Annotated in this window: 20 protein-coding genes; 7 read left to right on the top strand and 13 right to left on the bottom strand. The window is 70.6% G+C overall.

Going from position 1 to position 23,636, the window contains the following annotated elements; translation table 11 throughout:
* Positions 1-43: 43 nt before the first annotated feature.
* Together dapC and fdxA are read right to left on the bottom strand one after the other, a co-directional pair.
* Positions 44-1,198, bottom strand: a complete 1,155-nt coding sequence (gene dapC, locus J2W21_RS16280; protein ID WP_307115557.1) for a succinyldiaminopimelate transaminase — start codon at positions 1,196-1,198, stop codon at positions 44-46.
* Between the two features lie 2 nt (positions 1,199-1,200).
* Positions 1,201-1,527 (bottom strand): ferredoxin, encoded by a 327-nt coding sequence (gene fdxA / locus J2W21_RS16275; RefSeq protein ID WP_066499004.1) that lies wholly within the window; start codon positions 1,525-1,527, stop codon positions 1,201-1,203.
* 115 nt (positions 1,528-1,642) lie between these two features.
* On the opposite strand from fdxA, the gene J2W21_RS16270 reads away from it, so the two are divergent.
* A complete protein-coding gene (locus J2W21_RS16270; protein WP_307115556.1) occupies positions 1,643-1,882 on the top strand; it encodes a putative acetyltransferase in 240 nt (79 codons plus the stop codon).
* On the opposite strand, the gene J2W21_RS16265 is transcribed toward J2W21_RS16270, so the two are convergent.
* From J2W21_RS16265 to J2W21_RS16255, 3 genes are read right to left on the bottom strand one after another with little or no spacing between them, the layout of a single operon-like run.
* Complete coding sequence (locus tag J2W21_RS16265; protein WP_307115555.1) at positions 1,879-2,655, bottom strand: hypothetical protein; 777 nt, start codon at positions 2,653-2,655, stop codon at positions 1,879-1,881. The genes J2W21_RS16270 and J2W21_RS16265 overlap by 4 nt on opposite strands.
* Complete coding sequence (locus J2W21_RS16260; protein WP_307115554.1) at positions 2,652-3,077, bottom strand: DUF6114 domain-containing protein; 426 nt, start codon at positions 3,075-3,077, stop codon at positions 2,652-2,654. Before J2W21_RS16260 ends, J2W21_RS16265 begins: the two co-directional genes overlap by 4 nt.
* Before the next feature lie 35 nt (positions 3,078-3,112).
* Positions 3,113-3,727 (bottom strand): DUF6230 family protein, encoded by a 615-nt coding sequence (locus tag J2W21_RS16255; RefSeq protein ID WP_307115553.1) that lies wholly within the window; start codon positions 3,725-3,727, stop codon positions 3,113-3,115.
* Positions 3,728-3,848: 121 nt separating this feature from the next.
* Here J2W21_RS16255 and J2W21_RS16250 point away from each other — a divergent pair, with 121 nt between their 5' ends.
* Positions 3,849-4,448 (top strand): TetR/AcrR family transcriptional regulator, encoded by a 600-nt coding sequence (locus J2W21_RS16250; RefSeq protein WP_307115552.1) that lies wholly within the window; start codon positions 3,849-3,851, stop codon positions 4,446-4,448.
* A gap of 22 nt (positions 4,449-4,470) precedes the next feature.
* Here the strand turns inward: J2W21_RS16250 and J2W21_RS16245 are convergent, their stop codons facing one another.
* Positions 4,471-5,745, bottom strand: a complete 1,275-nt coding sequence (locus J2W21_RS16245; protein ID WP_307115551.1) for an MFS transporter — start codon at positions 5,743-5,745, stop codon at positions 4,471-4,473.
* A 59-nt stretch (positions 5,746-5,804) separates the two neighbouring features.
* On the opposite strand from J2W21_RS16245, the gene J2W21_RS16240 reads away from it, so the two are divergent.
* Complete coding sequence (locus J2W21_RS16240) at positions 5,805-6,296, top strand: ArsR/SmtB family transcription factor (RefSeq protein WP_307115550.1); 492 nt, start codon at positions 5,805-5,807, stop codon at positions 6,294-6,296.
* Positions 6,297-6,526: 230 nt separating this feature from the next.
* Here J2W21_RS16240 and typA read toward each other — a convergent pair whose 3' ends face one another.
* Positions 6,527-8,452 carry a translational GTPase TypA gene (typA, locus tag J2W21_RS16235; RefSeq protein ID WP_307115549.1) on the bottom strand — a complete coding sequence of 642 codons (1,926 nt, stop codon included), beginning with the start codon at positions 8,450-8,452 and terminating at the stop codon, positions 6,527-6,529.
* A 222-nt stretch (positions 8,453-8,674) separates the two neighbouring features.
* Between typA and J2W21_RS16230 the strand changes: the two genes are divergently transcribed.
* A complete protein-coding gene (locus tag J2W21_RS16230) occupies positions 8,675-9,550 on the top strand; it encodes an SGNH/GDSL hydrolase family protein (RefSeq protein ID WP_307115548.1) in 876 nt (291 codons plus the stop codon).
* An 87-nt stretch (positions 9,551-9,637) separates the two neighbouring features.
* Here J2W21_RS16230 and J2W21_RS16225 read toward each other — a convergent pair whose 3' ends face one another.
* Complete coding sequence (locus J2W21_RS16225) at positions 9,638-11,503, bottom strand: ABC transporter ATP-binding protein (protein ID WP_307115547.1); 1,866 nt, start codon at positions 11,501-11,503, stop codon at positions 9,638-9,640.
* Positions 11,504-11,597: 94 nt separating this feature from the next.
* Between J2W21_RS16225 and J2W21_RS16220 the strand changes: the two genes are divergently transcribed.
* Complete coding sequence (locus tag J2W21_RS16220; RefSeq protein ID WP_307115546.1) at positions 11,598-12,224, top strand: PH domain-containing protein; 627 nt, start codon at positions 11,598-11,600, stop codon at positions 12,222-12,224.
* A 37-nt stretch (positions 12,225-12,261) separates the two neighbouring features.
* Here J2W21_RS16220 and J2W21_RS16215 read toward each other — a convergent pair whose 3' ends face one another.
* From J2W21_RS16215 to J2W21_RS16200, 4 genes are all read right to left on the bottom strand, one after another.
* On the bottom strand, positions 12,262-13,470 hold the full coding sequence (locus J2W21_RS16215) for an ABC transporter permease (protein ID WP_307115545.1): 1,209 nt from the start codon (positions 13,468-13,470) through the stop codon (positions 12,262-12,264).
* A gap of 1 nt (position 13,471) precedes the next feature.
* Positions 13,472-15,001 (bottom strand): ABC transporter permease, encoded by a 1,530-nt coding sequence (locus J2W21_RS16210; protein WP_307115544.1) that lies wholly within the window; start codon positions 14,999-15,001, stop codon positions 13,472-13,474.
* Between the two features lie 187 nt (positions 15,002-15,188).
* A complete protein-coding gene (locus tag J2W21_RS16205) occupies positions 15,189-16,961 on the bottom strand; it encodes an ABC transporter family substrate-binding protein (RefSeq protein WP_307115543.1) in 1,773 nt (590 codons plus the stop codon).
* A gap of 281 nt (positions 16,962-17,242) precedes the next feature.
* The gene (locus J2W21_RS16200; protein WP_307115542.1) at positions 17,243-19,654 is read right to left on the bottom strand and encodes a phosphoketolase family protein; all 2,412 of its coding nucleotides are present in this window, start codon (positions 19,652-19,654) and stop codon (positions 17,243-17,245) included.
* Between the two features lie 167 nt (positions 19,655-19,821).
* Here J2W21_RS16200 and J2W21_RS16195 point away from each other — a divergent pair, with 167 nt between their 5' ends.
* On the top strand, positions 19,822-20,574 hold the full coding sequence (locus tag J2W21_RS16195; RefSeq protein WP_307115541.1) for a hypothetical protein: 753 nt from the start codon (positions 19,822-19,824) through the stop codon (positions 20,572-20,574).
* Positions 20,575-20,743: 169 nt separating this feature from the next.
* Here J2W21_RS16195 and ychF read toward each other — a convergent pair whose 3' ends face one another.
* Entirely contained in the window at positions 20,744-21,829 is a 1,086-nt protein-coding gene (gene ychF / locus J2W21_RS16190; protein ID WP_307115540.1) for a redox-regulated ATPase YchF, read from the bottom strand.
* Between the two features lie 87 nt (positions 21,830-21,916).
* Here ychF and J2W21_RS16185 point away from each other — a divergent pair, with 87 nt between their 5' ends.
* Entirely contained in the window at positions 21,917-23,245 is a 1,329-nt protein-coding gene (locus J2W21_RS16185) for a DNA recombination protein RmuC (protein ID WP_307115539.1), read from the top strand.
* Positions 23,246-23,636: the final 391 nt, after the last annotated feature.

Genomic DNA, 23,636 nt, shown 5'->3' with positions numbered 1-23,636 from the left:
GGCCTACGGCCGGCCCCGGGGACCGCGCCGGGACCCGCGCCCGCTAGCGCTCTGTGAGCCTCTCCACGGCGGCGTCGATGCGCTCGTCGGTGCCCGTGAGGGCCACCCGCACGAACCCGTGGCCGGCCTCGCCGTAGAAGACGCCCGGGCCGACGACGATGCCGAGCCCCGCGAGCCGCCCCACGGTCGCCCACGTGTCCTCGCCCGCGGTGCACCACAGGTACAGGCCCGCCTCCGAGTGCGAGAGTGTGAGGCCGAACGCCTCGAGGGCGGGCAGGAGCCGCTCGCGCCGGGACCGGTAGAGGTCCTTCTGGGCGAGGACGTGGGCCTCGTCGCCGAGGGCCACGCGCATGGCCTCCTGCACGGGGTACGGCATGATCATGCCCGCGTGCTTGCGGCTGTTGACGAGGTTGGGCATGAGCTCCGGGGCGCCGGCGACGAACGCCGCGCGGTACCCGGCCAGGTTGGACTGCTTGCTCAGCGAGTACACGCTGAGGAGTCCGGTCATGTCGCCGCCACTCACCCGTGGGTCCAGCACGGACGGGACCGGCTCGCCGCCGCGCTGGGCGTCCCACGCCCCCCATCCGAGCTCGGCGTAGCACTCGTCCGAGGCCACCACGGCGCCGAGCTCCCGCGCACGGTCGACGACGGTGCGCAGCTCGGCGGCGTCCCGCACCGCGCCGGTGGGGTTGCCGGGCGAATTGACCCAGACGAGGCGGACCCTGGCCCGCGTGGCGTCGTCGAGCTCCTCTAGGCTGTCCGCGGCGACCGCGGTCGCGCCGGCGAGGCGCGCGCCGATGTCGTAGGTCGGGTAGGCGACGGTGGGCCGGACGACGACGTCGCCCTCGCCGAGCCCGAGCAGGAACGGCAGCCACGCCACGAGCTCCTTCGAGCCGACGGTGGGCATGACCGCCTGCTCGTCCAGCCCCGTCACCCCACGGCGGCGGGCGAACCACTCGACGACGGCCTCGCGCAGCGCGGTCGTCCCGTGCACGGTCGGGTAGCCGGGGGCGTCCGCGGCGGCGCGCAGGGCCTCCTGCACCACCTCCGGGGTGGGATCGACCGGCGTGCCGATCGAGAGGTTGACGACGCCGCCCGGGTGCTCGGCCGCCTTCGCCCGGTAGGGCGCCATGGCCTCCCACGGGTAGTCGGGCAGGTCGAGGCCGAACTGCCGGGTAGAGCTGGGTCCGTTCCGCACGCTCAGCTGTCGGCGCTCTGCGGCGGGAGGGCCGCCACGAGGGGATGGTCCTTGTGGGTGTTGCCGAGCTTCGCGGCACCGCCGGGCGAACCGAGGTCATCGAAGAACTCGACGTTGGCCTTGTAGTAGTCGCTCCACTCGTCCGGGACGTCGTCCTCGTAGTAGATGGCCTCGACCGGGCACACGGGCTCGCACGCGCCGCAGTCGACGCATTCGTCCGGGTGGATGTACAGGGACCGCTCGCCCTCGTAGATGCAGTCGACGGGACACTCCTCGACGCAGGCCTTGTCCTTCACATCCACGCACGGCTGTGCGATCACGTATGTCACGGTGCCACCCTCTCTTCCACCACTACTACCGGGCCGATTGAGCCTATTATCTATCGCCCGGCCGCCGCCACTCCAACGTCACACGGGGCCGCGGCGACGGTGCCTACGATGGAGCATGCCCTCCACCCCGGCGGACCTCCTCCGTTCCCTCCCGCTCGGCACGCGCGTGGTCGTGCGGTCGCGGGTGCCGGGCGGGTTCACCGACGCGCTCGGGGATCTGGTGGCGTGCGACGGCGAGACCGTCACCGTGCGCACGAGGCGCGGCACCGCCGTCGTGCGCCTCGGCGACGTTGCGGCGGCGAAGCCCGTGCCTCCCCCGCCGCAACGACGTGGCCGGCGGGGGTCTGAGGGCTAGGGCTGCACCATCCGCTGGTTGGTGTTGGTGTAGCTGATCGAATCCGCCGTGGCACCGACCAGGCCCATGGTGACCCGAAGGAGGCCTGGCGCGACGTCGTCGAGCGGCGGGGGCGTGTCGGTGCCGAGCGCCAGGCTGCGCCCGTTGGAGGTCGTGCCCGTGACCGATCCGAGGTAGACGCTGACATGCCCGCTGAGCACCATCTTGTCCGCAGAGGTCACGAGGCCGGGGCCGTGGGGCTGCCGCACGGTGAGGGTGAACCCCGTGATGGTGATCGAGTCGGCGGTGATCTTCAGGGCGCGCTGGCCGCTGCCGTCGGCGGTCGGCACCGTGACGATGCTGACCGAACTGAGGCCAGTGAAGGACAGGCCCTGGGAGCCCATGGAGGCCGGGGTCTTGGTGAACACCGGCGTCCCGCCGTCCCGGGGCGCCGGCACCGGCGCGCTGGAGGTGGGCTCGGGGGTCGCGGTGGGGGTAGGGCTCGCCGTCGACCCCGCGCCCGGAACCGCCGGCACGCTGGGGCTTGACCCGAGCCCGGGCAGCAGGGTGCCGGGGACGGAGGGAAGGGGCCCGGGAGCGGCCGGGGCCTGGGTGGGGGTGCCCGCCCCCGGCGCCGAGGGGCTCGGCGTCGAGGTGGGGCAGGAGACCAGGAGCGGCACGCAGAGCGCCGTCGGGACGCTGTCAGGGGCGCGCGCGGCTCCGAGGGTGAAGGGCAGCGCGAGGACCGAGCCGGTCAGGACGGCGGCCACGGCGCGGGTGCGGCGCAGGCTCACTCCGCCCTCTTTCCCCGCCTGGCCTCCGCCGGGCCCATCCACGCGACGACCAGCACTCCCCCGGCTCCCGAGAGGAGCATGCCGACGATGAAGCCGCCCATGTTCACGCCGACGAGGGAGTAGATCGCGACCACGAGGGTCAGGATGCCGTAGAAGACGTGGTGCGCCGGCATGGTCACCGACAGGACCCCCAGCAGCACCAGCGCGATCGGGATGACCGTGGCCTGGAGGCCCTCGATGCCGAGCTGGATGTGCAGGTGGCCGAGGTCGAGCTGCCCGGAGAAGAACATCTCCACCCCGCCGAGGGCGGCCAGCAGGCCGCCGATGAACGGACGGCCCCGGCGCCAGTGCCGGAATCCGCGGGCCCCGCCGCTTGCCGTCGCGCTGCGGGACAGCGCGGGGACGCCGTGGTCCGTGGTCATGGGTGCGGTCTCCCTCGTCATGGCTGCGCGAGACGTCAGAAGCATCCCTTGGACCCGTCCGTCAGCTGCATGCTCATCCCGGTCAGGGTGAACACCGAAGCCTGAGTGCTCCAGGCGGTCTGCTGCAGGTTGTTGATCGTGATGCTGCCGGAGTCCTGCGCGAAGTCGCCCACCGAGCCCTTCGCAGCGGTGTTGACGGTCGAGGCGTCGACACCGATGCGGATGTTGCCGAAGGCCGCATCGCCCTTCAGCCCGGTCATGCCGATCTGCAGATCGGACGCGGAGGCCGGGCTGTTCCCGCCGCCGGCCTTGATGAGCACGCCCACCTTGCCCAGCGGGGTCTCGGTGACCACCGCCTGGCACAGGTCGGAGAGGGTGGCGCTCTTGATGTTCGCGATCGCGACGGCGTGCTCCTTGCCCTCGGTGTCCTTGGCGACGCCGGCGTACTGGGAGAACCCGGTTCCGCTGAGCTTGGAGGCGCCGATCTGGAACTGGCTGCCGGATACGGCGAAGGAGACGGGCACCGCGCCCTCGGCGACGCCGCCCATCAGGAGCGAGGCGGCAAGGGCCGCGGGCACCGCGACGAGGATGATGCGGCCAGCGTGGGACGCGCGCATCCTGCGGACGCGCTGCGAGACGGGGAACTTCATTGATCCTCCTGGAACAGGGCCCGCCCGGGGCGGCGGGGAACTCGTCGAAGATACCGAGCCTGTTGACAGCTAGTCAATAGGGGTCCCAGGTACTGGCCCACCGATCAGTAGACTTTCTGCTGTGTCCGAACCGCACCGCGCCCGCCTCAGCCCCCAGGACCGGAGGGCGCAGCTCGTCGCGGTCGGAGTGAACTTCCTGACCGACCACACACTGGACGAGCTCACCATGGACGAGCTCGCCCGCCGGGCCGGCGTCTCGCGCCCGCTCGTGTTCCACTACTTCGAGACCCGTCAGGGCATGCACCTCGCAGTGGTCACGACGGCGAGGGACAGCCTGCTCGTCGCGAGCGCTCCCCGTCAGGAGCTCGCGCCGCGGGAGCGGATCCGGGACACGCTGCTGAGGATCACCCTCTTTGTGCAGGAGCACCGCGGCACCTTCTACTCGCTGGTCAGGGGCACCGCCAGCGGTGACCCGGCCGTGCGGAAGATCGTGGACGAGTCGCGGGAGCTGAACGCGGAGCGGCTGTCGGACTCCTTCATCGAGCTGGGGCTGCCGGACACCGAGCTGCTCCGCATCGCGCTGCGGTCCTGGGTGGCCTTCGCCGAGGAGACCCTGATCAGCCTGGCGATCGAGCGGGACACGGGTGCCGACGACGTGGTCCGGTTCCTGGAGGCGTCCCTGCACGGCATGGTCAACTCCCTCCGCGACCAGAGGCTCTGAGGGGCCGCGGCCAGCCCGCCCGCTACTCCTCGACCGCGTCGGGCAGGGTCCGGAGCCGGAAGAAGGGGCCGAGCGCGACGGGAAGGACCGCCAGGAGCTGTCCCGCGATGCCGACCCACAGGGTCGGGACGAGGCCCCACCGCTCCCCGAGCCAGCCGCCGAGCAGCGAGCCGATCGGCATGACCCCCCACACCACGCAGCGGATCGAGGCGTTCATGCGCCCGAGGAGCCGGGGCGGGCAGACGCGCTGGCGCATGCTGACCTGCATGACGTTGTAGACGATCACCCCGAAGCTCATGGCGAACTCCCCCACGCTGAGCAGGACGAGCGCCAGCGGGCCCGGCCCGGCGGCGAGGGCGAGCGGGAAGAGGACCACCGCGCAGCCGCCCACCATGAGCCCGAGCGGCAGGAGCGGGCCCTCGCCCGTGAGCGCGGCGAGCCGCGGCGTCGCCAAGGCGCCGAGGAGGCCGCCCACGGACCCGATCGAGAGCATGACGCCGAGCCCCGCCGGGCCGAGGCCCAGCTCCCGGAGGATCACGAGCGGCATCAGGACGTAGGCGAGCGAGGAGAAGAGGTTGCTGGTCGCGGTGCTGGCGACGATGCGCCGGATCAGGCGGTGGGTCGCCACGAAAGCCGCCCCCTCGCGGATCTCGGCCACCAGGCTGCTGCCCTCGCGGGGCGCGGCGGGCTCCTCGGTGTCGTGGACCCTCGTCAGGCACAGGGCGGAGGCGAGGTACCCGCCCGCCTCGGCGGCGAACAGCACGGGCGCGCTCACGAGGGTCAGCAGGAACCCACCGAGGGCCGGACCGCCCATGCGCGCGACCTGGGCGGTGGCCTCGAGCTTGCCGTTGGCCTCGGAGACCTGGGCACGGGGCACGAGGAGGGGGATGTAGCTCTGGTACGCCACATCGAAGAACACGGTGGCCACTCCCACGACGGCCGCGACGACGTACAGGTGCCACATCTGCAGCGCCCCCGCCCACCACAGCACCGGGACCGCGAGCATCGCGGCCATCCGGACGAGATCGGCCCGGATCATGGTGCGCCGCTTGAGCCAGCGGTCCACCCAGGCGCCGGCGGGCAGCCCCACCACGAGGAAAGCTGCCATCGCGGCGGCGTTGAGCACACCGAGGTCCATCTCGCCGGCTCCGAGCAGGCTCACGGCGAGCACAGGGAGCGCGAGCTGGCCCAGCTGGACGCCGAGCTGGCTGATCCCCTGTCCGGTCCAGAAAGCGAGGAATGAGCGGCTGCGGACGAGGGCGTTGGAAGCCAGGTCGCCGGAGGTGCGGGAGGCCATGCGGCCAGTGTGGGCCCAGTGATTGAGAACTGTCAATCACTCGCGGCTAGAGTGGTTCCATGACCCAGTCGGACGAGGCGGCCAAGGGCCGAGCGCTCAGCTCCCCGCTGCGGCTGCGCATCCTGCGCATGTGCCTCCACCACCCCCGCACCAACAAGGAGATCGCCGACCTCCTCGGCATCAATCCCGCCTCGTGCCTCCACCATGTGCGCACGCTAGTGGCCACTGGGTTCCTCGAGGCGCTCCCGGAGCGGCGCGGAAACCGCGGGGCCAAAGAGGTGCCGTACCTCGCGACCCGCAAGTCCTGGAGCCAGAAGGTCGACGACGTCTCCCCCGTCCTGATCGAGACGTTCGTGCAGGAGACCGCAGCCCTCTCCCCCGAGGACATCGAGGTCTGGCGGCTCGGGCTGAGGCTCAACGAGCAGCACCGGTCCGAGCTCATGGCCCGGCTGCGCGAGGTCGTCGACGAGTACGTAGCTATGCCGAGCGACCCCGACGGGGAGGCCACGTCCCTCATGATCGCCCACCACCGGGACCCCACGGCAGACTGACCCGGCGCCCCGCCGGCCATCCCCGCATCATCCCCCGCCCCGCCCCCTCTGCGTTTCGGGTACGCATCTCGTCGCGGTTTTCCCGTTTCGGGTACGCATCTCGTAGCGGTTTTCCCGTTCCGGGTACACGAACGACGCCGGCCGGCACCTTCCGCGTGGAAGGCGCCGGCCGGCGTCGTACCCGAAATGCCGAAAAGGCGACGGGATGCGTACCCGAAACGGGTGGAGGGTTAGGCGCGGGCGCGGCTGCGCGCGGCCTTGAGGCGCTCGTTGGCGTCGAGGATGACCTTGCGGATGCGGATCGCCTCCGGCGTGATCTCCACGCACTCGTCCTCGCGGGCGAACTCGAGGGACTCCTCGAGTGTGAGCGTCTTCGGCGGGGTCAGGCCCTCGAAGTTGTCCGCGGTGGAGGAGCGCATGTTGGTGAGCTTCTTCTCCTTGGTGATGTTGACGTCCATGTCGTCGGCGCGCGAGTTCTCGCCGACGATCATGCCCTCGTACACCTCGGCCGTGGGCTGGATGAAGAACGTGCCGCGCTCCTGGAGGTTGATCATGGCGAACGGGGTCGCCACCCCCGCGCGGTCCGCGATGAGCGAGCCGTTGGTGCGGTACTCGATCTCGCCCTGCCACGGCTCGTAGCCCTCCGCGATCGAGGAGGCGATGCCCGCGCCGCGGGTGTCCGTGAGGAACTTGGTGCGGAAGCCGATCAGGCCGCGGGAGGGGACCATGAACTCCATCCGGACCCAGCCGGTGCCGTGGTTGGCCATGTTGGTCATGCGGCCCTTGCGCGCGGCGAGCAGCTGGGTCACGGCGCCGAGGTACTCCTCGGGCACGTCGATCGTCATGTGCTCCATCGGCTCGAGCACCTTGCCGTCGACCTTCTTCGTCACGACCTGCGGCTTGCCGACCGTGAGCTCGAAGCCCTCGCGGCGCATCTGCTCGACCAGGATGGCCAGAGCCAGCTCACCGCGGCCCTGGACCTCCCAGGCGTCCGGGCGCTGCGTCGGCAGGACGCGGATCGAGACGTTGCCGATCAGCTCCTTGTCGAGGCGGTCCTTGACCTGGCGCGCGGTGACCTTGGCGCCCTTGACGCGGCCGGCCAGCGGCGAGGTGTTGATGCCCACCGTCATGGAGATGGCGGGGTCGTCGACGGTGATGAGCGGCAGCGGGCGCGGGTCGTCGACGTCGGTGAGCGTCTCGCCGATCGTGATGTCCTCGATGCCGGCGACGGCGACGATGTCGCCGGGGCCTGCGGACTCGGCCGGGACGCGCTCGAGCGCCTTGGTGGCGAGCAGCTCGGTGACCTTGACGGTCTTGAGCGTGCCGTCGTGGCGGGCCCACGCGACCTGCTGGCCCTTGCGCAGCGTGCCGTTGTAGATGCGCAGGAGGGCGAGGCGGCCGAGGAACGGCGAGGCGTCAAGGTTCGTCACGTGCGCCTGCAGGACGCCCTCGGGATCGTACGTCGGGGCAGGGATGTGCTCGAGGATCGTGGCGAAGAGCGGCTCGAGGTCGCTGTTGCCGGGCGCCTGCCCGTTCGCGGGCTGCTCGAGCGAGGCGGCGCCGACCTTGGCGGCGGCGTACACGACCGGCACGTCGAGGACCTTGTCCAGGTCGAGGTCGGGCACCTCGTCCGCGAGGTCGGAGGCGAGGCCGAGCAGGAGGTCCATGCTCTCGTGGACCACCTCGTCGATGCGGGCATCCGGGCGGTCGGTCTTGTTGACCACGAGGATCACCGGCTTGTGGGCCGCGAGGGCCTTGCGGAGAACGAAGCGGGTCTGCGGGAGCGGGCCCTCGGAGGCGTCGACGAGGAGCACCACGCCGTCCACCATCGACAGGCCGCGCTCGACCTCGCCGCCGAAGTCGGCGTGGCCCGGGGTGTCGATGACGTTGATGGTGATGCCCTCGGGCTCCCCGGCCTTCGCCGCGGACGGGCCAGCGTAGCGCACGGCCGTGTTCTTCGCGAGGATGGTGATGCCCTTCTCGCGCTCGAGGTCGCCGGAGTCCATCACGCGCTCCTCGACCTCGCCGTGGGAGGCGAAGGAGTTCGTCTGTCGCAGCATGGCGTCGACCAAGGTGGTCTTGCCGTGGTCGACGTGCGCGACGATGGCAACGTTGCGGAGGTCGGTGCGGGAAGCGGTGGACACAGTTTCAGTCATACGCGTGAGGCTCGATTCGGGTGGTTCGCGACTTTGTCCGGCGCCCGACGCGGGACCCGTCGGGTCGGGCCGGAGGCACAGCGGAACAGACCCCGTAGAGGGCCAGCACAGACAATTTTACTCTCTCGGCGGGACCTGCCCGTCCGCAGGGTCCTTGGGCATTGGTGCAATGTGGCTCGTGAGACGCATGATAGTGACGATCGACTCTCACAAAGGACAGGCATGGACCGAGCCCCACGTCGCGCGAACCGCTCGGCCGCGGCCGTGATCGTGGCGCTCCTGGCCGTCCTCCTCACAGGCTGCGAGGCCTCGCAGGTCCTCCCCGCCCCGTCCTCGGCGCCGCAGCTCCCGGCCCCCGCGCCGGCCCGGTATGCGGGCAACCCCGGGCCCGTCTTCTTCGGCAGCGCGCCGCTGGTCACCTCCCCGCGCACGACGACGGCGCGCCGGCTCACGCCCGCCCGGTACCTCCCACTCGGCTCGCTCTGGGTGGACCCGCTCACCCAGCGCGTCGAGCCGGTCCTCGGGGACCTCTCCCGCACGGCCGTGCTCATCGGCGACTCGCAGTCCGTCCCGCAGGACAGCTGGGTGCGCGGCGGCCTCCGGGGGGCGGGCTACTCGGTGTACTTCGCGGGCGCCGGCGGCACCGGGTACTCAGTGGGCAACCGGCGGACGCATGCCTACGTGGAGGCGCTGCGGCGCGGAGACTGGCGCCTGCCCGCGGGCACACCCCGCCTCGTGGTCGTCGAGGGCGGCGGCAACGACGCCTCCCGCGGGTCCGGCAACGCGGCGATCGCCTCCGGCGCCCGGACCCTCGTCGCCGAGCTGCGCCGCACCTATCCCGGCTCGCGGATCGTCATGGTGGGCACGCTCGCCCGCGCGGCTGCCGACGGCGGCGGGCGACGCAACCGCGTGGACACCCTGCTGCGGCGCACGGCGGACGGCCTGGGCGTCCCGTTCATCAGCTGCGGCGACTGGATCTCCCGCTACCACCTCAAGGACCAGCTCGCGGACCGCGTCCACCTCAAGCCGGCCGGCCGTGCCCGGCTCGCCCCGGTCCTCGCCGCAGCGCTGGAGAAGCAGGGCCTGGGCATCACCTAGCGGGAGGCGGCGCACGACGACGGAGGGGAACCTGCCGCTGGCAGGTTCCCCTCCGTCGTCGTCCCCGTCCCGCGCGGGACGGCCGCGTCAGTCGATGCCGCTCGTGGCGAGCAGCTCGCGCAGCTCGCGCCGCTCGCGCTGCTTCTCCGGATCGGGCAGCGGGACCGCCGCGAGCAGGCGCTGCGTGTACGCCTCCTGCGGGTTGCGGAGGATCGCATCGCGCGAGCCCTGCTCGACGATGCGGCCGCGCTGCATGACGCAGATGTAGTCGGCGAGCACGTCGATCACGGCGAGGTCATGGGTGACGAAGAGGCACGCGAACCCGAGCTCCTTCTGAAGCGCCTGGAACAGCTCGAGCACCTTGGCCTGCACGGACACGTCGAGGGCGGACGTGGGCTCGTCGGCCACCATGAGCTTGGGCTTGAGCGAGAGCGCACGGGCGATGCCCACGCGCTGCTTCTGGCCACCCGAGAGCTCGTGCGGGTACCGGTTGCGGTATCCGCGCGGGAGCTCGACCTGGTCCAGGAGCACCTCGACCTTCTTCTGCAGCTCGGCGCCCTTCGCCACACCGGCGAGGAGCATCGGCTCGCCGATGGACTCGCCGATCGGCAGGCGGGGGTTGAGCGACGACGACGGGTCCTGGAACACCATGCCCACCGAGCGCCGGATGCCGTGGAGCTCCTTCGAGTTCTTCTTCAGGTTCGAGATCTCGCGCCCGGTGACCTTGAGCGATCCCTCGGCGACGGGGAGCAGCCCGACGGCGGCGCGGCCGATGGTCGTCTTGCCCGAGCCCGACTCCCCCACGAGGCCGACGACCTGGCCGGGGTAGACGGTGAGGTTCGCGCCCTCCACAGCGCGGAACGCTGCGACCCGCCCCTGCTTGGGGTACTCGATCGCGACGTTCTCGAGGGACAGGACCGGTTCCCCGCGCCCCGCCGCCGCGGCCGCGTGGGCCGCCAGTGCGCGCTCGTTCTCCCGCTCGCGGGCGGCGAGCTCGGCCGCGTCCACCGCCTCGAGCTCCGCGCCGGTGGCCGCGGCGAGCGCGGCCGTGATGTCGACGTCGTCCGCAGTGCCCTCCCCGCCCTGCCCGAGGTGGGGCACCGCGGCGAGCAGCGCCTGGGTGTAGGGGTGCTGCGGGCGGTGGAAGATCTCCTCGGCCGAGCCCGTCTCGACGATCAGGCCGCGCCGCATCACGGCGATCCGGTCGGCGAGGTCTGCGACCACGCCCATGTCGTGCGTGATGAGGATCACGGCACTGTTGAGCTTGTCCTTGAGGTGGCGCATGAGGTCGAGGATCTCGGCCTGCACGGTCACGTCGAGGGCCGTGGTCGGCTCGTCGGCGATGAGCAGCTTCGGGTCGCAGGAGAGCGACTGGGCGATCATCGCGCGCTGGCGCTGGCCCCCCGAGAGCTGGTGCGGGTAGGACTTGAAGGCCTTCACCGGATCGGGCAGCTCGACGAGCTCGAGCATCTTGATCGCCTTGGCCTTGGCCTCGTCCGGCGAGACCGCGCTGTGGAGCCGGATGGTCTCCACGATCTGGTTGCCGATCGTGTACACGGGGTTGAGGGCGGTCATCGGCTCCTGGAAGATGACCGCGACGTCGTTGCCGCGCACGCTGCGCGTCGCGGCCGCGCGGTCCTTGCCCATGAGCTCCTTGCCCATGAGCTTGACGCTGCCCGAGACCCTGCTGTTGGAGGGCAGCAGGCCGAGGAGCGCCATGGAGCTGGCCGACTTGCCCGAGCCGGACTCTCCGACGATCGCGAGGACCTCGCCCGCCTTGACCTCGTAGTTGAGGCCGATCGCCGCGGGGACCCACTCCTTCTCGACCCCGAAGTCGACGCTCAGGTCGCTGACCTCGAGGACCTTCTGGCCCTTCACCAGGTCCGCCGCGACCTTCTCGCCCCGGTTCCTGGACCTGCGGGGCTCCCCCGCCGTGCCGAGGTTCTCAGCCATCGTTGTGCTTCCTTCCGTCCGCCGCCCCGCCCGAGCACCTCGGCTCGGGGAGCGGAATCCTGCATTCGATCCGACGTCCTGCATCATGGGGGGCATGAGCGCGATGCACCATGCCGGCCAGACCGACGTCTACCGGGCCCGCAGCAACAGGCTGCTGGCCCTCCTGCTGTGGGCGCTCGCCGCGCTGGGACTCGTGGTCACGGTCGCGCAGGCGGGGCTGCCCGGCCTGCGCTTCGTCGCCCCGCTCGCGCTCATGGCCTACGCGGGCTGGGCGCTGTTCTGGCGCCCGGCCGTCGTGGTGAGCGATGCCGGCGTCGAGCTCGTCAACCCCGCCCGCCGCATCGGCGTGCCGTGGGAGGCCCTGGCCTACGTCGACACGAAGTACGCCCTGACCCTCGGCACGGCCCGGGGACGCTTCGCCGCCTGGGCCGCGCCCGCGCCGGGCGCTCTCGGTGCCCGCCGCGCCCAGCCGGAGCACCTGACCGGTCTGCCCGAGAGCAGCTACGGCCCCGAGCACACGGTGCGCCCCGGCGACCTGGGCAACACCGTCTCCGGCCAGGCGGCCATCCTCGTGCGCCGCCGCTGGGCCGAACTCATGGAGCGCGGCGCGGTGGCCGCCGGCCGCGCCGACGAGACCCCGGTGTCGCACCGCGTGGAGTGGGGCATCCTGGCGCTCGGTGTGGTCCTCGCGGTGGCCTCCGCGGTGACCATCCTGGCCTGAGCCCGCTGGCGGGCGCCGGGAAGTCAGGGGGCGCACGTCACGCGTTCCTGCCGGTCGGGTCCTCGGTCCGGCGCTCGGGCGCGCCGCCGAAGGCCTCGCTGTCCGGGACGTAGCCGGACACGGAGCTCACACCCTCGCCGACGTCCAGCCCGGGGGCCGGGGCGACCTCAGTGCCCGCGCTCGCGTGGGTGCTGCGTGCCTTCGCCTTCTTCGCGTTGAACTTCTTCTGCCGCGGGTCGAACGCGTCGCGCAGGCCGTCGCCGATGAAGTTGATGCACAGGCAGATGAGCACGATGAACAGGCCCGGCCACCAGAAGAGCCACGGCCTCGTCGAGAAGGCCTCCTGGTTCTGGGAGATGAGCAGCCCGAGCGAGGTGTCCGGCGCCTTGACTCCGACGCCCAGGTAGGACAGCGCCGTCTCGAGGAGGATGGCGGAGGACATGATGAGCGTGCCGTTGACGATCACGACGCCCACGGCGTTGGGCAGGATGTGCTTGAAGATGATCCGCGCGTTCGAGGCGCCCGAGATGCGTGCGGCGTCGACGAACTCGCGCTCGCGCAGCGAGAGGAACTCGCCGCGCACGAGGCGGGCGAGGCCCACCCACACCACGAGGCCGAGGAAGATGCCGAGCACCACGACGCCGTTGTTCGCCGCGAACTGGGCGAACCAGGTGCCCGAGTCGCGGCGGCCGGCCGTCTGGGACATGACAGCCGCGAGGAGCAGCACGGGGATGATGATGATGACGTCGGTCAGGCGCATGAGGACCGCCTCGACCCAGCCTCGGAAGTAGCCGGCGAGGGCCCCGACGACGACGCCGATGATCCCGGCGACGAGGCCGATGATGATCATGATGATGATCGACTGCTGGGCGCCGCGCATCGTCATCGCGAACAGGTCGCGCCCGATCCGGTCCTGGCCGAACGGGTGCTCTCCGAAGCTGAACGGCGCGAGGGTCCACGTGGGGGTGCCGTCGTTGACGAGCGGGGTCACCTGGTCGTGCTGGAACTTCCACCAGCCGGGGATGGGGCCCCACCCCTCGGAGGAGAAGGCGAGGATGAAGATGACCGCGAAGACGACCAGGCCGATGAGCGCGCCCGTGTGCCCGAAGAAGCGCTTGCGGACGATCTGCCCGAGGCTGAGGCCCTTGGCCTCGATCACGGGCTCGACGCCCGCCGCCGGCTCGCTCTGCTGGACGGGGGCCGGGGTGCCGGCCACGGTCTCCTGCTGCTGAGACTGCTGGCTCATGTCACTTCACCCTAACGCGAGGATCGAGCGCGGAGTACACGAGGTCCGCGATGAGATTGAAGACGAGGGCGGTGATGGCCACGCACAGGAACACGCCCATGACCGGGTTCGGGTCCACGTGCGAGATGCCGTCGAGGAACATGAAGCCCATGCCCCGCACCGAGAAGACCGTCTCGGTGATCACGGCTCCGCCGATCAGCTGGCCGATGTCCAGCGCGACCACGGTGGCGATCGGGATGAGCGCGTTGCGGAACGCGTGGCGCATGACGACGCTGCGCTCGCTCACGCCCTTGGCGCGGGCCGTGCGGATGTAGTCCATGTTCATGACCTCGAGCATCGACGAGCGCGTGTAGCGCGTGTAGCTCGCGAGCGAGACCAGGATGAGGGCCACCGTGGGGAGGATGAGGTGGGTGAAGGAATCGATCCCCGAGGCCCAGAAGTCGCCCTGGAGGTTCGGCGTCGAGGCGCCGATCGTGGCGACCGGGCGGCCGCGGATCTTGCTGCTGTCGAAGTAGGCGGGCCACGACTGCATGAAGCGGTCGAGCATGATCAGGCCGGCGACGATGAAGGCGGTGATCGCCCCGACGCGCATCCCCTGGCCGCGGTCGTACCCGCCCCAGAAGTAGCCCGCGGCGAGGCCGACGGCCACGGTGATGACCGCGAGGATGATGATCATCAGCGGCGTGGCGAGGTCGAGCAGCGGCTGGATGGGGAAGTACAGGACGGCCCCGATGACCACCGTGGTCAGCCCCGCGTAGAGGGCGCGGCGGTTCTGCAGGCCGGCCGCGAGGACCGTCACGCCGAAGGCGATGCCCACGCCCGCGATGAGGATGACGCCGAGGCCCAGGCCCGGGAAGCGGAACCACTGGGTGAGGTCCGCGATCACGAGGACGATGGCGACGAACGCGAACACGATGGCCCCGACGATCGCCCTCCGCCGCGCCGTGCCGCCGGCCGCGATCGCGGTCACGAGACCGAAGACGAGCCCTATGCCGAGCGCTACCGGCAGCGGGATGTTGGGGTGCGCCAGGAAGTTGTTGAACCCGATGGCGCCGTACTCCTTGAGCAGGACGGCGACCCAGAAGATGGGCAGGGAGAAGAAGAGGAAGGCCATGAACGTCACGCCGTAGTCGAGCGCGCTGTACTGGCGCAGGGCGGTGATGATGCCAAGCGCGACGCCGATGAGGATGGCGAGGACCGTGGCGCCTGTGACGAGGGTCAGAGTCTGGACGAGGGCCTGGCCGAGCGCCTGGGTGACCGGCTGGCCTGCGAGGTTCTTGCCGAGGTCACACTGGCCGACGAGGCACCCGGCGGCACCGCCGAGCCACTTGAAGTATCGGATGGGTGCCGGCGTGTCCAGGTCGAGGAGCTGGGACCGCGCCTGCATGAGCTGGGGGGCATTGGGGGCTGAGCTGGCGCGGAACTCCTCGAGCGGATCCCCGGAGAGCGCGGTGAGGATGTACACCAGGAAGGACGCTCCGAGAAGGATCAGTGCTGCGGTGATGAGGCGCCGGACGACGTAAGTCACCATGTTTCGTTGTACCTCTAATGTGGTCCGCCCCGAAAGGATGGGGGGCGGCGCTGGGGGGCCGAGGGCTTCGCCACGCGTTCGGCGCGGCACCCGTCGGCAGGTGGCGGGATCTGCCGGGGGCGCTGCAAAGCGCCGGGACCTTCGAGCTCGGTCCCGGCGCTCCGCTGCGCATCAGAACTCCGAGGGGCTACTTGGTAGCCCACTCCCAGAAGTTCCACCAGACACCGGTCTGGTTCGGCATGTACTTCACGCCGGTGACCTTGTCGCTGTAGGCGTCCACCCCCACGGACTGGAACAGCGGCAGGCCGTACGAAGAGGCCCAGATCTTCTGGTCGATCTGCTTCTCGAGGTCAACCTGCTTGCTCTGGTCCGTGGTCTGGATCAGCTGGTCCATGAGCTTGTCGGCCTCGGGATCGGAGAACTGGTTGAAGTTCGAGCCGTTGCCGGTCTTGAAGATCTGCGGGACGCCGGAGACGCCCACGCCCGGGTTGATCCAGCCGAAGATCGTGGCATCGTAGCCGCCCTTGCCGAGCGCCTTGCCCCAGTCGGACTTGCCGAGGCCGCCGTCGACGATCTTGAACCCGGCCTTCGTCGCGTTGGCGGCGATGAGGGTGTACGCGTCCACGCGGTTCGGGTTGTCCTTGTTGTACATGATGCGGATCGTCGGGGTCTTGCCGGCAAGGAGCTGCTTGGCCTTGTCGATGTTGACCTGCTGGAAGTCAGCCGAGCCGTTGTTCTTCACGGTGTCCGCGTACGCCGCCTGCTGCGGGACGAAGATCTGCGAGTCGAGCGGCTTGGCGTTCGGATCGAGCTTCTTGATGATCTTGTCGACGATGTCCTGGCGCGGGACCGTCAGCATGAACGCGGTGCGCACATCCTTGTCGGCCAGCGGGCCCGAGTAGTTCAGGTCGAGGTGGTCGTAGGAGAGCTGGTTGCCCTGGTCGACCGTGACGCCCTGGATGGCCTTGAGCTGCTCGATCGTGTCGGCGGAGGCCTGCGGGGCGATGATGTCCGCCTCGCCGTTCTTGAGGGCCTGGACCTGGGCGGGCGAGGAGCCGATGTAGCGGACGACGATCGAGTCGACGTTCGGGGTCGGGCCCCAGTTGTAGTCCTTGTTGCGCACGAGGGTCATCGACTGGTCCGGAACGATGTCCTTGACGATGAACGGGCCGTTCGAGAGGAACAGGCTCGTGTCGCTCGGGAGCGTCTTGGTGTCGAAGCCGGTGTTGTAGAAGTCGGCGGCCTTCTTGAGCGTCTCATTCGCAGGCTGCGGCTTCGCCGGGTCGCCCTTCTTCAGGCCCTTCATGAGGTCATAGAGCCCCTTGCCGTCGGAGAGGCCGGCGTGCTTGGCCACGACGTTGGAGGGGATGTCCACGACCGAGCCGAGCGCGATCTCCCAGTCGGCGAACGGCTGGGTGTACTTGAGGGTCATCGACTTGCCGTCGGAGGACACCTCCGGGAACTCCGTGTTGTTCAGGCCCGTGGTGTCACCGGCCGTCGAGAAGTAGGAGGTTCCGGTCTTGGCCTTGGGGTTGGCGTCGTCGTACCAGCCCGAGGCTGCCGCCCACTGGAGCGCGACGTCATAGGCGGTGACGGGCGTGCCGTCGGACCACTTCACACCGTCGTTGATCGTGTACTTGACGGTGAGCGGGGAGTCCGAGACCTTCTCGAGCTTGCCGAACTTGTCGTTGTGGACGACGTTCAGCTTGTTGTCGATGTAGTAGAACCCCGAGTGCGTCGGGTAGCTGATCTTCGAGTTGATGTCGGTGTTGCCGTCAGCAGTGTTCGAGTTGAACGTGTTGAACGCGTTCACCTCGACGACCGTGACGGTACCCCCCTGCTTGGCGCCGGCCGATGCGGTGCTGGTGTTCGAACCGCCGCCCTGGGTCGCGCAGGCGCTGAGCGCGACCGCGGCAACCGCGGTGACGCCCACCGCCTTGGAAATACGCCCGAAACGCATTCCGCCTCCTCTAGTGCTTCTGTAGACGTGTGCCGGTACCCCGGCCGCAGGCGGGCCCGCCTTCCCCAGCGGATGGCGTGGCGCGCCTCACATGACCGACAGACTAGCCCGCCGCTGAGCGGGGTGGCTACGAAAGTTCCGTTTCAGATCAGCGTCGTTATCAAGATGCAACATATCTTTCATGTTCTGGAGGCGGGGGTCTCGATTGTGACCGCGATTGGCACTTCCCAATCGCTCCCGGCCTGCCGAGCGCGCGCTTACGCCGCGGTAGGTCGGGGCCGTCAATCACTCGAGCGGGGCCCCTCCCCCAGGGCCCAGTCGCGGATCGGCGCGGGGTCCTCGCCGAACTCGCGCGTGTGCGCCCGCGCCTGCGCGAGATCGTCCTGGTACCGCTGGCGCAGGCCCGCGCAGCGCTCCGCAAGGCCAGGGACGCGGTCGAGGACATCGATCGCCAGATGGAACCGGTCGATCCGGTTCAGCATCGCCATGTCGAACGGGGTCGTCGTCGTGCCCTCCTCGATGTAGCCGCGCACGTGGAGGTTGCGGTGGTTCGCACGCCGGTAGGTGAGGCGGTGGATGAGCCACGGGTAGCCGTGGTACGCGAAGACGACCGGCCGGTCGGTGGTGAACAGGGCGTCGAACTCCCGGTCCGGGAGCCCGTGCGGGTGCTCGCGCTCGTCCTGGAGGCGCATGAGGTCGACGGCGTTGACCACGCGCACCTTCAAGTCCGGGAGGTCCCGGCGCAGCATCTGCGCTGCGGCCACGGCCTCCAGTGTGGGGACGTCGCCCGCGCAGCCGAGCACCACGTCCGGTTCCTCGCCGGGGACCTCACTGCCCGCGAAGTCGAGGATCCCGATCCCCCGCGCACAGTGCAGCCGGGCCTCCTCCGGCCCGAACCACTGCAGGGCCGGGGCCTTCCCGGCAACGACCACGTTGACGTAGTCGCGGCTCCGCAGGCAGTGGTCCATCGTGGAGACGAGGGTGTTCGCGTCCACCGGGAGGTACACGCGCACCACCTCTGCCTTCTTGTTGACCACGTGGTCGATGAAGCCGGGGTCCTGGTGCGAGAAGCCGTTGTGGTCCTGCTGCCACACGTGGCTCGAGAGCAGGTAGGTCAGCGAGGCCACCGGCATGCGCCAGGCCAGCTCGCGGTGGACCTTGAGCCATTTGGCGTGCTGGTTGAACATCGAGTCCACGATGTGCACGAACGCCTCGTAGGAGGTGAAGACGCCGTGCCGGCCCGTGAGCAGGTAGCCCTCGAGCCAGCCCTGGCACAGGTGCTCGCTGAGGACCTCCATGACCCGGCCCGCCCGGGCCAGGTGCTCGTCCACGTCCTCGATCCGCTCCTGCCAGACCTTGTCCGTGGCCTCGTAGACGTCCTGCAGCCGGTTCGAGGCGGTCTCGTCCGGGCCGAACAGCCGGAAGTCCGTGGGGTTCGCGCGGATCACCTCGCGCAGCCAGCCTCCGAGGTTGGCCATCGCCCCCGCACGCACGACGCCGGGCGCCTCCACCGGGACCATGTGCGCCGTCGGCTCGGGGAGGCGCAGGTCGCGCAGCAGCCGGCCGCCGTTGGCGTAGGGCGTGGCGCTCATGCGGCGGTCACCGCGCGGGGCGAGCCTGGCCAGCTCGGGCGAGCGGGCGCCGTCGTGCGTGAAGAGCTCCTCCGGGCGGTAGGAGCACATCCACTCCTCGAGCTGGGCCAGGTGCTCGGGGTTCTCGTGGACGGCGCTGAGCGGAACCTGGTGGGCGCGCCACGTGCCCTCAACTGGCTTGCCGTCCACCGTGGCCGGGCCCGTCCAGCCCTTCGGGGAGCGGAAGACGATCATGGGCCAGGGCTCCGGCACCGAGTCTGCCGGGCGCTCCCCCGCGTCGCGGGCGCGGCGCTGGATCGCGGCGATCCCCTCGAGGCAGTCGTCGAGCGCAGCGGCGAAGTCCCGGTGCGCCTGGGCCTGCGCGGAGGGGTCGGTCACGGTGACGAAGCGCGGCGCGTACCCGAGCCCCTCGAAGTACTTGCGGACCTGCTCCTCGGGGCGCCGCGCGAGGACGGTGGGGTTGGCGATCTTGAACCCGTTCAGGTGCAGGATCGGCAGGACGGCCCCGTCCCGCGCCGGATCGAGGAAGGCGGTGGACTGCCAGCTCGTGGCCAGCGGCCCCGTCTCGGCCTCGCCGTCGCCGACCACGCACGCGACCACGAGGTCCGGATTGTCGAACGCCGCCCCGAAGGCGTGCGCGAGCGAGTAGCCCAGTTCCCCGCCCTCGCTGATGGAGCCCGGCGTCTCGGGTGCCGCGTGGCTCGGAATGCCCCCGGGATAGGAGAACTGCCGGAACAGCTCGCGCAGGGAGTCCTCGTCGTCGCCGAAGCGGGTGTAGATCTCCGAGTACGTGCCCTCGAGGTAGGCGTTGGCGACGTTGGCCGGACCGCCGTGACCCGGGCCGGTGACGAACAGCATCGCCTGGTCGCGCTCGATGATGGCCCGGTTGAGGTGGGCGTAGATGAAGTTCAGGCCGGCGGTGGTCCCCCAGTGGCCCAGCAGGCGCGCCTTGACGTGGGCGGACTCGAGCGGCCCGCGCAGGATCGGGTTGTCGCGGAGGTAGATCTGGCCGACCGAGAGGTAATTCGCGGCGCGCCACCAGCGGTGGAGGTCCTCGAGGCGCTCGTCTGTGAGTGTCGTTGCTGCGTCGGTGGCTGTCATGGCTCAGGCTCGCCTTCGGCATCGGCATCCGCGGGACGCCTGGCGCCCGCGGCCGGTCCCTGCCCAGCCTAGCGAGGTTGCCTCGATCGTGTCCGGGAGCATGACCGTTTGCCGGGCGCGTTCGGCGGCCACGTTTGCCGGGCCGGGCTTGTGGGAACGGTCACACCATGAGCGATGCTCCTGACTACCGCGCTGCCCTGTCCCTGCTCTGTCCGCTCTCCGACCCCGAGACCGGGACGCTGCTTCGGTTCGACGGGACGTTCTGGCCCACCGACGAGCCCACCTCGATGACCGCCCTCGGCCTCCTCCCGGATGCCGCGGTGCACCTGCTGCTGGAGGATTTCCCGCGCGCGGCGCGGCCAGCCCGGCACCACGTCGGCGCAGCGGTGGAGAGGCTCGCTGCCGCGGTCGAGGACCACCGGGGCGTCCGCGGCAGCGACTGGTCCGCGCTCCCGTCGGCCTGCGCCGCCTTGAAGGCAGACGTTGCCAACGCCCTCGCCTACCGGGAGGTGCTCGACGCGGTCAGCGGCACCGACGACGACCCCGGGCTGCGTGAGAGCACGTTGCCGGCCGCGCTCACCGCGTTCGAGACCGGCGAGTGGCCCGCGGATTCGCCGGAAGAAGGGACGGCGGCCCTCGTCACGACCGACTATCTGAGCGCGGAAAGGGACCTGCGGGAGCGCGCCGGCGCGTTCCTCATGGCCTTCGCGCTCGCTCCGGAATGCCCCGACGGCCCGGCGAGGCTGTCCAGCGCCGACGAGCCCGGCGACAGCGTGACCGCGTTCGCCCGCGGGCACCTCCACCAGCCTCACCTGTACGCCGACGCCGTCCGGGAGCGGCGCACTCTGGATCCGCAGGCCCTCTCCCCCGCGATCGCGCAGAGGACGCCCGTCCCGGCTGCCCTCCCGTGGGGCGCTTGACGGCGCCCTCCGGAACGGATCTGCCGAGAAGCGGTACGTTCGGGGCCGTGCCGTCTGGGTAAGGGCCAAGCGGCGGTGGCAGGCCGGACCGATGTCACAAGACACCGGGGCGCAGCCGGCGCTGCCACCGCCGCTTAGCTGGGCTGAAGGGCTTCCAGCCGGGCCGCGACTAGACGTTGAAGCGGAACTCCACCACGTCGCCGTCGGCCATCACGTAGTCCTTGCCCTCGATCCGGACCTTGCCGCGGGCCTTCGCCTCGCTCATCGACCCGGCGTCGACGAGGTCTTGGAAGTGCACGACCTCGGCCTTGATGAAGCCGCGCTGGAAGTCGGAGTGGATCACGCCGGCGGCCTGGGGCGCGGTGTCGCCCTGCCGGATGGTCCAGGCGCGGGCCTCCTTCGGGCCAGCCGTGAGGTAGGTCTGGAGGCCGAGGGTGTGGAAACCGACCCGGGCGAGCTGGTCCAGGCCGGACTCGTCCTGGCCGTTCATCTCGAGCATCTCGCGGGCCTCTTCCTCGGAGAGCTCGACGAGGTCGGCCTCGAGCTTGGCGTCGAGGAAGATGGCGTCGGCCGGGGCCACGAGGGTGCGCAGCTCCGCCTGCTTCTCCGGGCTGCCGAGGATGCCCTCGTCCGCGTTGAAGACGTAGATGAAGGGCTTGGCGGTGAGGAGGTTGAGCTCCTTGAGGTGCTCCATGTCGAGCTTGTCGGAGGCGATCGAGGAGAAGATCGTGTCGCCGCGCTCGAGGACCTTCTTCGCGGCCTCGATGGCGGCGAGCTCGGCGGCCTCGCGCTTCTTGATCTTGACTTCCTTCTCGACGCGCGGGAGGGCCTTCTCGATCGTCTGCAGGTCGGCGAGGATCAGCTCGGTATTGATGGTCTCCATGTCGGAGCGCGGGTCCACCTTGCCGTCCACGTGCACCACGTCGGGGTCGTCGAAGACACGGATGACCTGGGCGATCGCCTGGGCCTCGCGGATGTTGGCCAGGAACTGGTTGCCGAGGCCCTCGCCCTCGGAGGCGCCCTTGACGATGCCGGCGATGTCCACGAAGGAGACGGTCGCGGGGAGGATGCGGGCGCTGCCGAAAATCTGGGCGAGAGTGTCCAGGCGCGGGTCCGGGAGGCTCACCACGCCCACGTTCGGCTCGATCGTGGCGAACGGGTAGTTCGCCGCGAGAACCTGGTTGCGGGTGAGGGCGTTGAAGAGCGTCGACTTGCCGACGTTGGGGAGACCGACGATTCCGATAGTGAGAGCCACGGTCATCCATCATACCGGCGCGGGTGCCGGTCCCTCCGCCGGCGGCGCCCGCCGAGAATTGTCGGTGGCCCATGCAACAGTGGGGCCATGGACGGAACGCAGATTCTCGTGATGGTGCTCGTGGCGCTGCTCGCCTTCGTGCTCGGGGCGCTGGCCGGGGCCGCCCGGCAGCGGCGGCAGGCCGCGCACGACGGCGGCGACCTCCCCGCGCTGCAGTCCCGCCTTGCGTCGGCGGAGGCAGCGCTGGCCGCGGCCGGAGCGGAGCGGGACCTCCTGGCGCGGCAGAACGCCGCCCTGACCTCGATCGACGAGCAGGAGAACACCGTCCTCCATGCCCTTGCCCCGGTGGCCGAGAAGCTCAGCGCCGTCCAGCGCGCCGTCGCCGTGCTGGAGCGGGACCGGGTGGAGCAGTTCGGCCAGCTCGCCCAGCAGCTGCAGGATGCGCGGGCCTCGGACGCGGCGCTGCTGCAGTCGGCGCACGCCCTGACTGCGGCCCTCGCGAACAACTCCTCCCGCGGCACGTGGGGCGAGATCCAGCTCCGCCGCGTGGTGGAGGCTGCGGGGATGCTCGACCGCGTGGACTTCGCGGAACAGGTCTCGACCTCGGGCGACGGCGGGGCGGTCAGGCCCGACCTCGTGGTGCAGCTGCCGGGCGGCAAGCAGATCGTCGTCGACTCCAAGGTCCCGCTCGGGGCGTACCTCAAGGCCCAGGAGCATGCGCAGGACCAGAGCCCCGCGGGCATCGCGCAGCGGGACCGGCACCTCGCCGAGCACGCCAAGGCACTGCGGGCGCACGTTGACGCCCTGGGCAGCAAGAAGTACTGGGAGGCCGTCGGGTCCAGTCCAGAACTGGTTGTCTGCTTCCTTCCCGCAGAGTCCTTCCTCGCCGAGGCCCTCCGGGCCGACGCCGGCCTCCTCGACTACGCCTTCGGGCGCAACGTGGCGCTCGCGTCCCCCGCAACGCTCATGGCCCTCCTCAAGGGTGTCGCCTTCGGCTGGCGGCAGGAGCTGCTCACCGAGAACGCCCGCGAGCTGTTCGACCTCTCCCAGCAGCTCTACGGGCGGCTGAGCACGATGGGCGGCCACGTGGCCCGCCTCGGGTCCTCCCTCAAGGGATCCGTGGAACGGTACAACGCCTTCATCGGGGCGCTCGAGTCGCGGGTCCTCCCGACCGCGCGCCGGATCAGCGCCCTCGACCTCGGCTCCCCCGAGACTTTGCCGGAGCTGCCGCCCGTCGAGACCACACCCCGCGTCCTGAGTGCAAGCGAACTGCTCGACGAGCAGCTGTGGAAGGACAACGGGATCACCGCGCTGCCGGGAACGCTCGGAGGCGTCCCGGCGGGGAGCGGTGGCGGTGGGGACGCCGGGCGGGACCTCGAGGACGGCGAGGACGGCTCACGGATGCATTCGGCCTGACCTCGGCCCGCGAACTCAGCCGGGCGGGTTCGAGGCGCCCCGCCTGCCTCTGGCGGGTACCGAGGCGCCCGGCCGCGGGCTGGGCGCCCGGGTCGCCGGGGGCCTGAGCCTGACGTCAGGGGGACCATGCCGTCGACGTCACCCCTTGGGACCGCGACGTCACGCCGTGGGAACTCGACGTCGGGCCTTGGGACCGCGACGTCACCCCACGGGACCGCGACGTCGGGTGTTGGACGCCCCGACCGGGACGACGTCACAGGTCATCGGCCGCGGAAGTGCCGTTTTCGTCGGCAAGTGCCGCTTTCGGGCACTCCTGGTGGAAAGAGGCACTTCTCACGGGTCGGCGTCGCCAGCGGTGGGTGAGCCGGAACCCGCGGACCTACTCCCCCTG

This window comes from Sinomonas atrocyanea, assembly GCF_030811715.1.
In the GTDB taxonomy this organism is placed as follows: domain Bacteria; phylum Actinomycetota; class Actinomycetes; order Actinomycetales; family Micrococcaceae; genus Sinomonas; species Sinomonas atrocyanea_A.
This window is presented reverse-complemented; position numbering and strand designations above follow the sequence as displayed.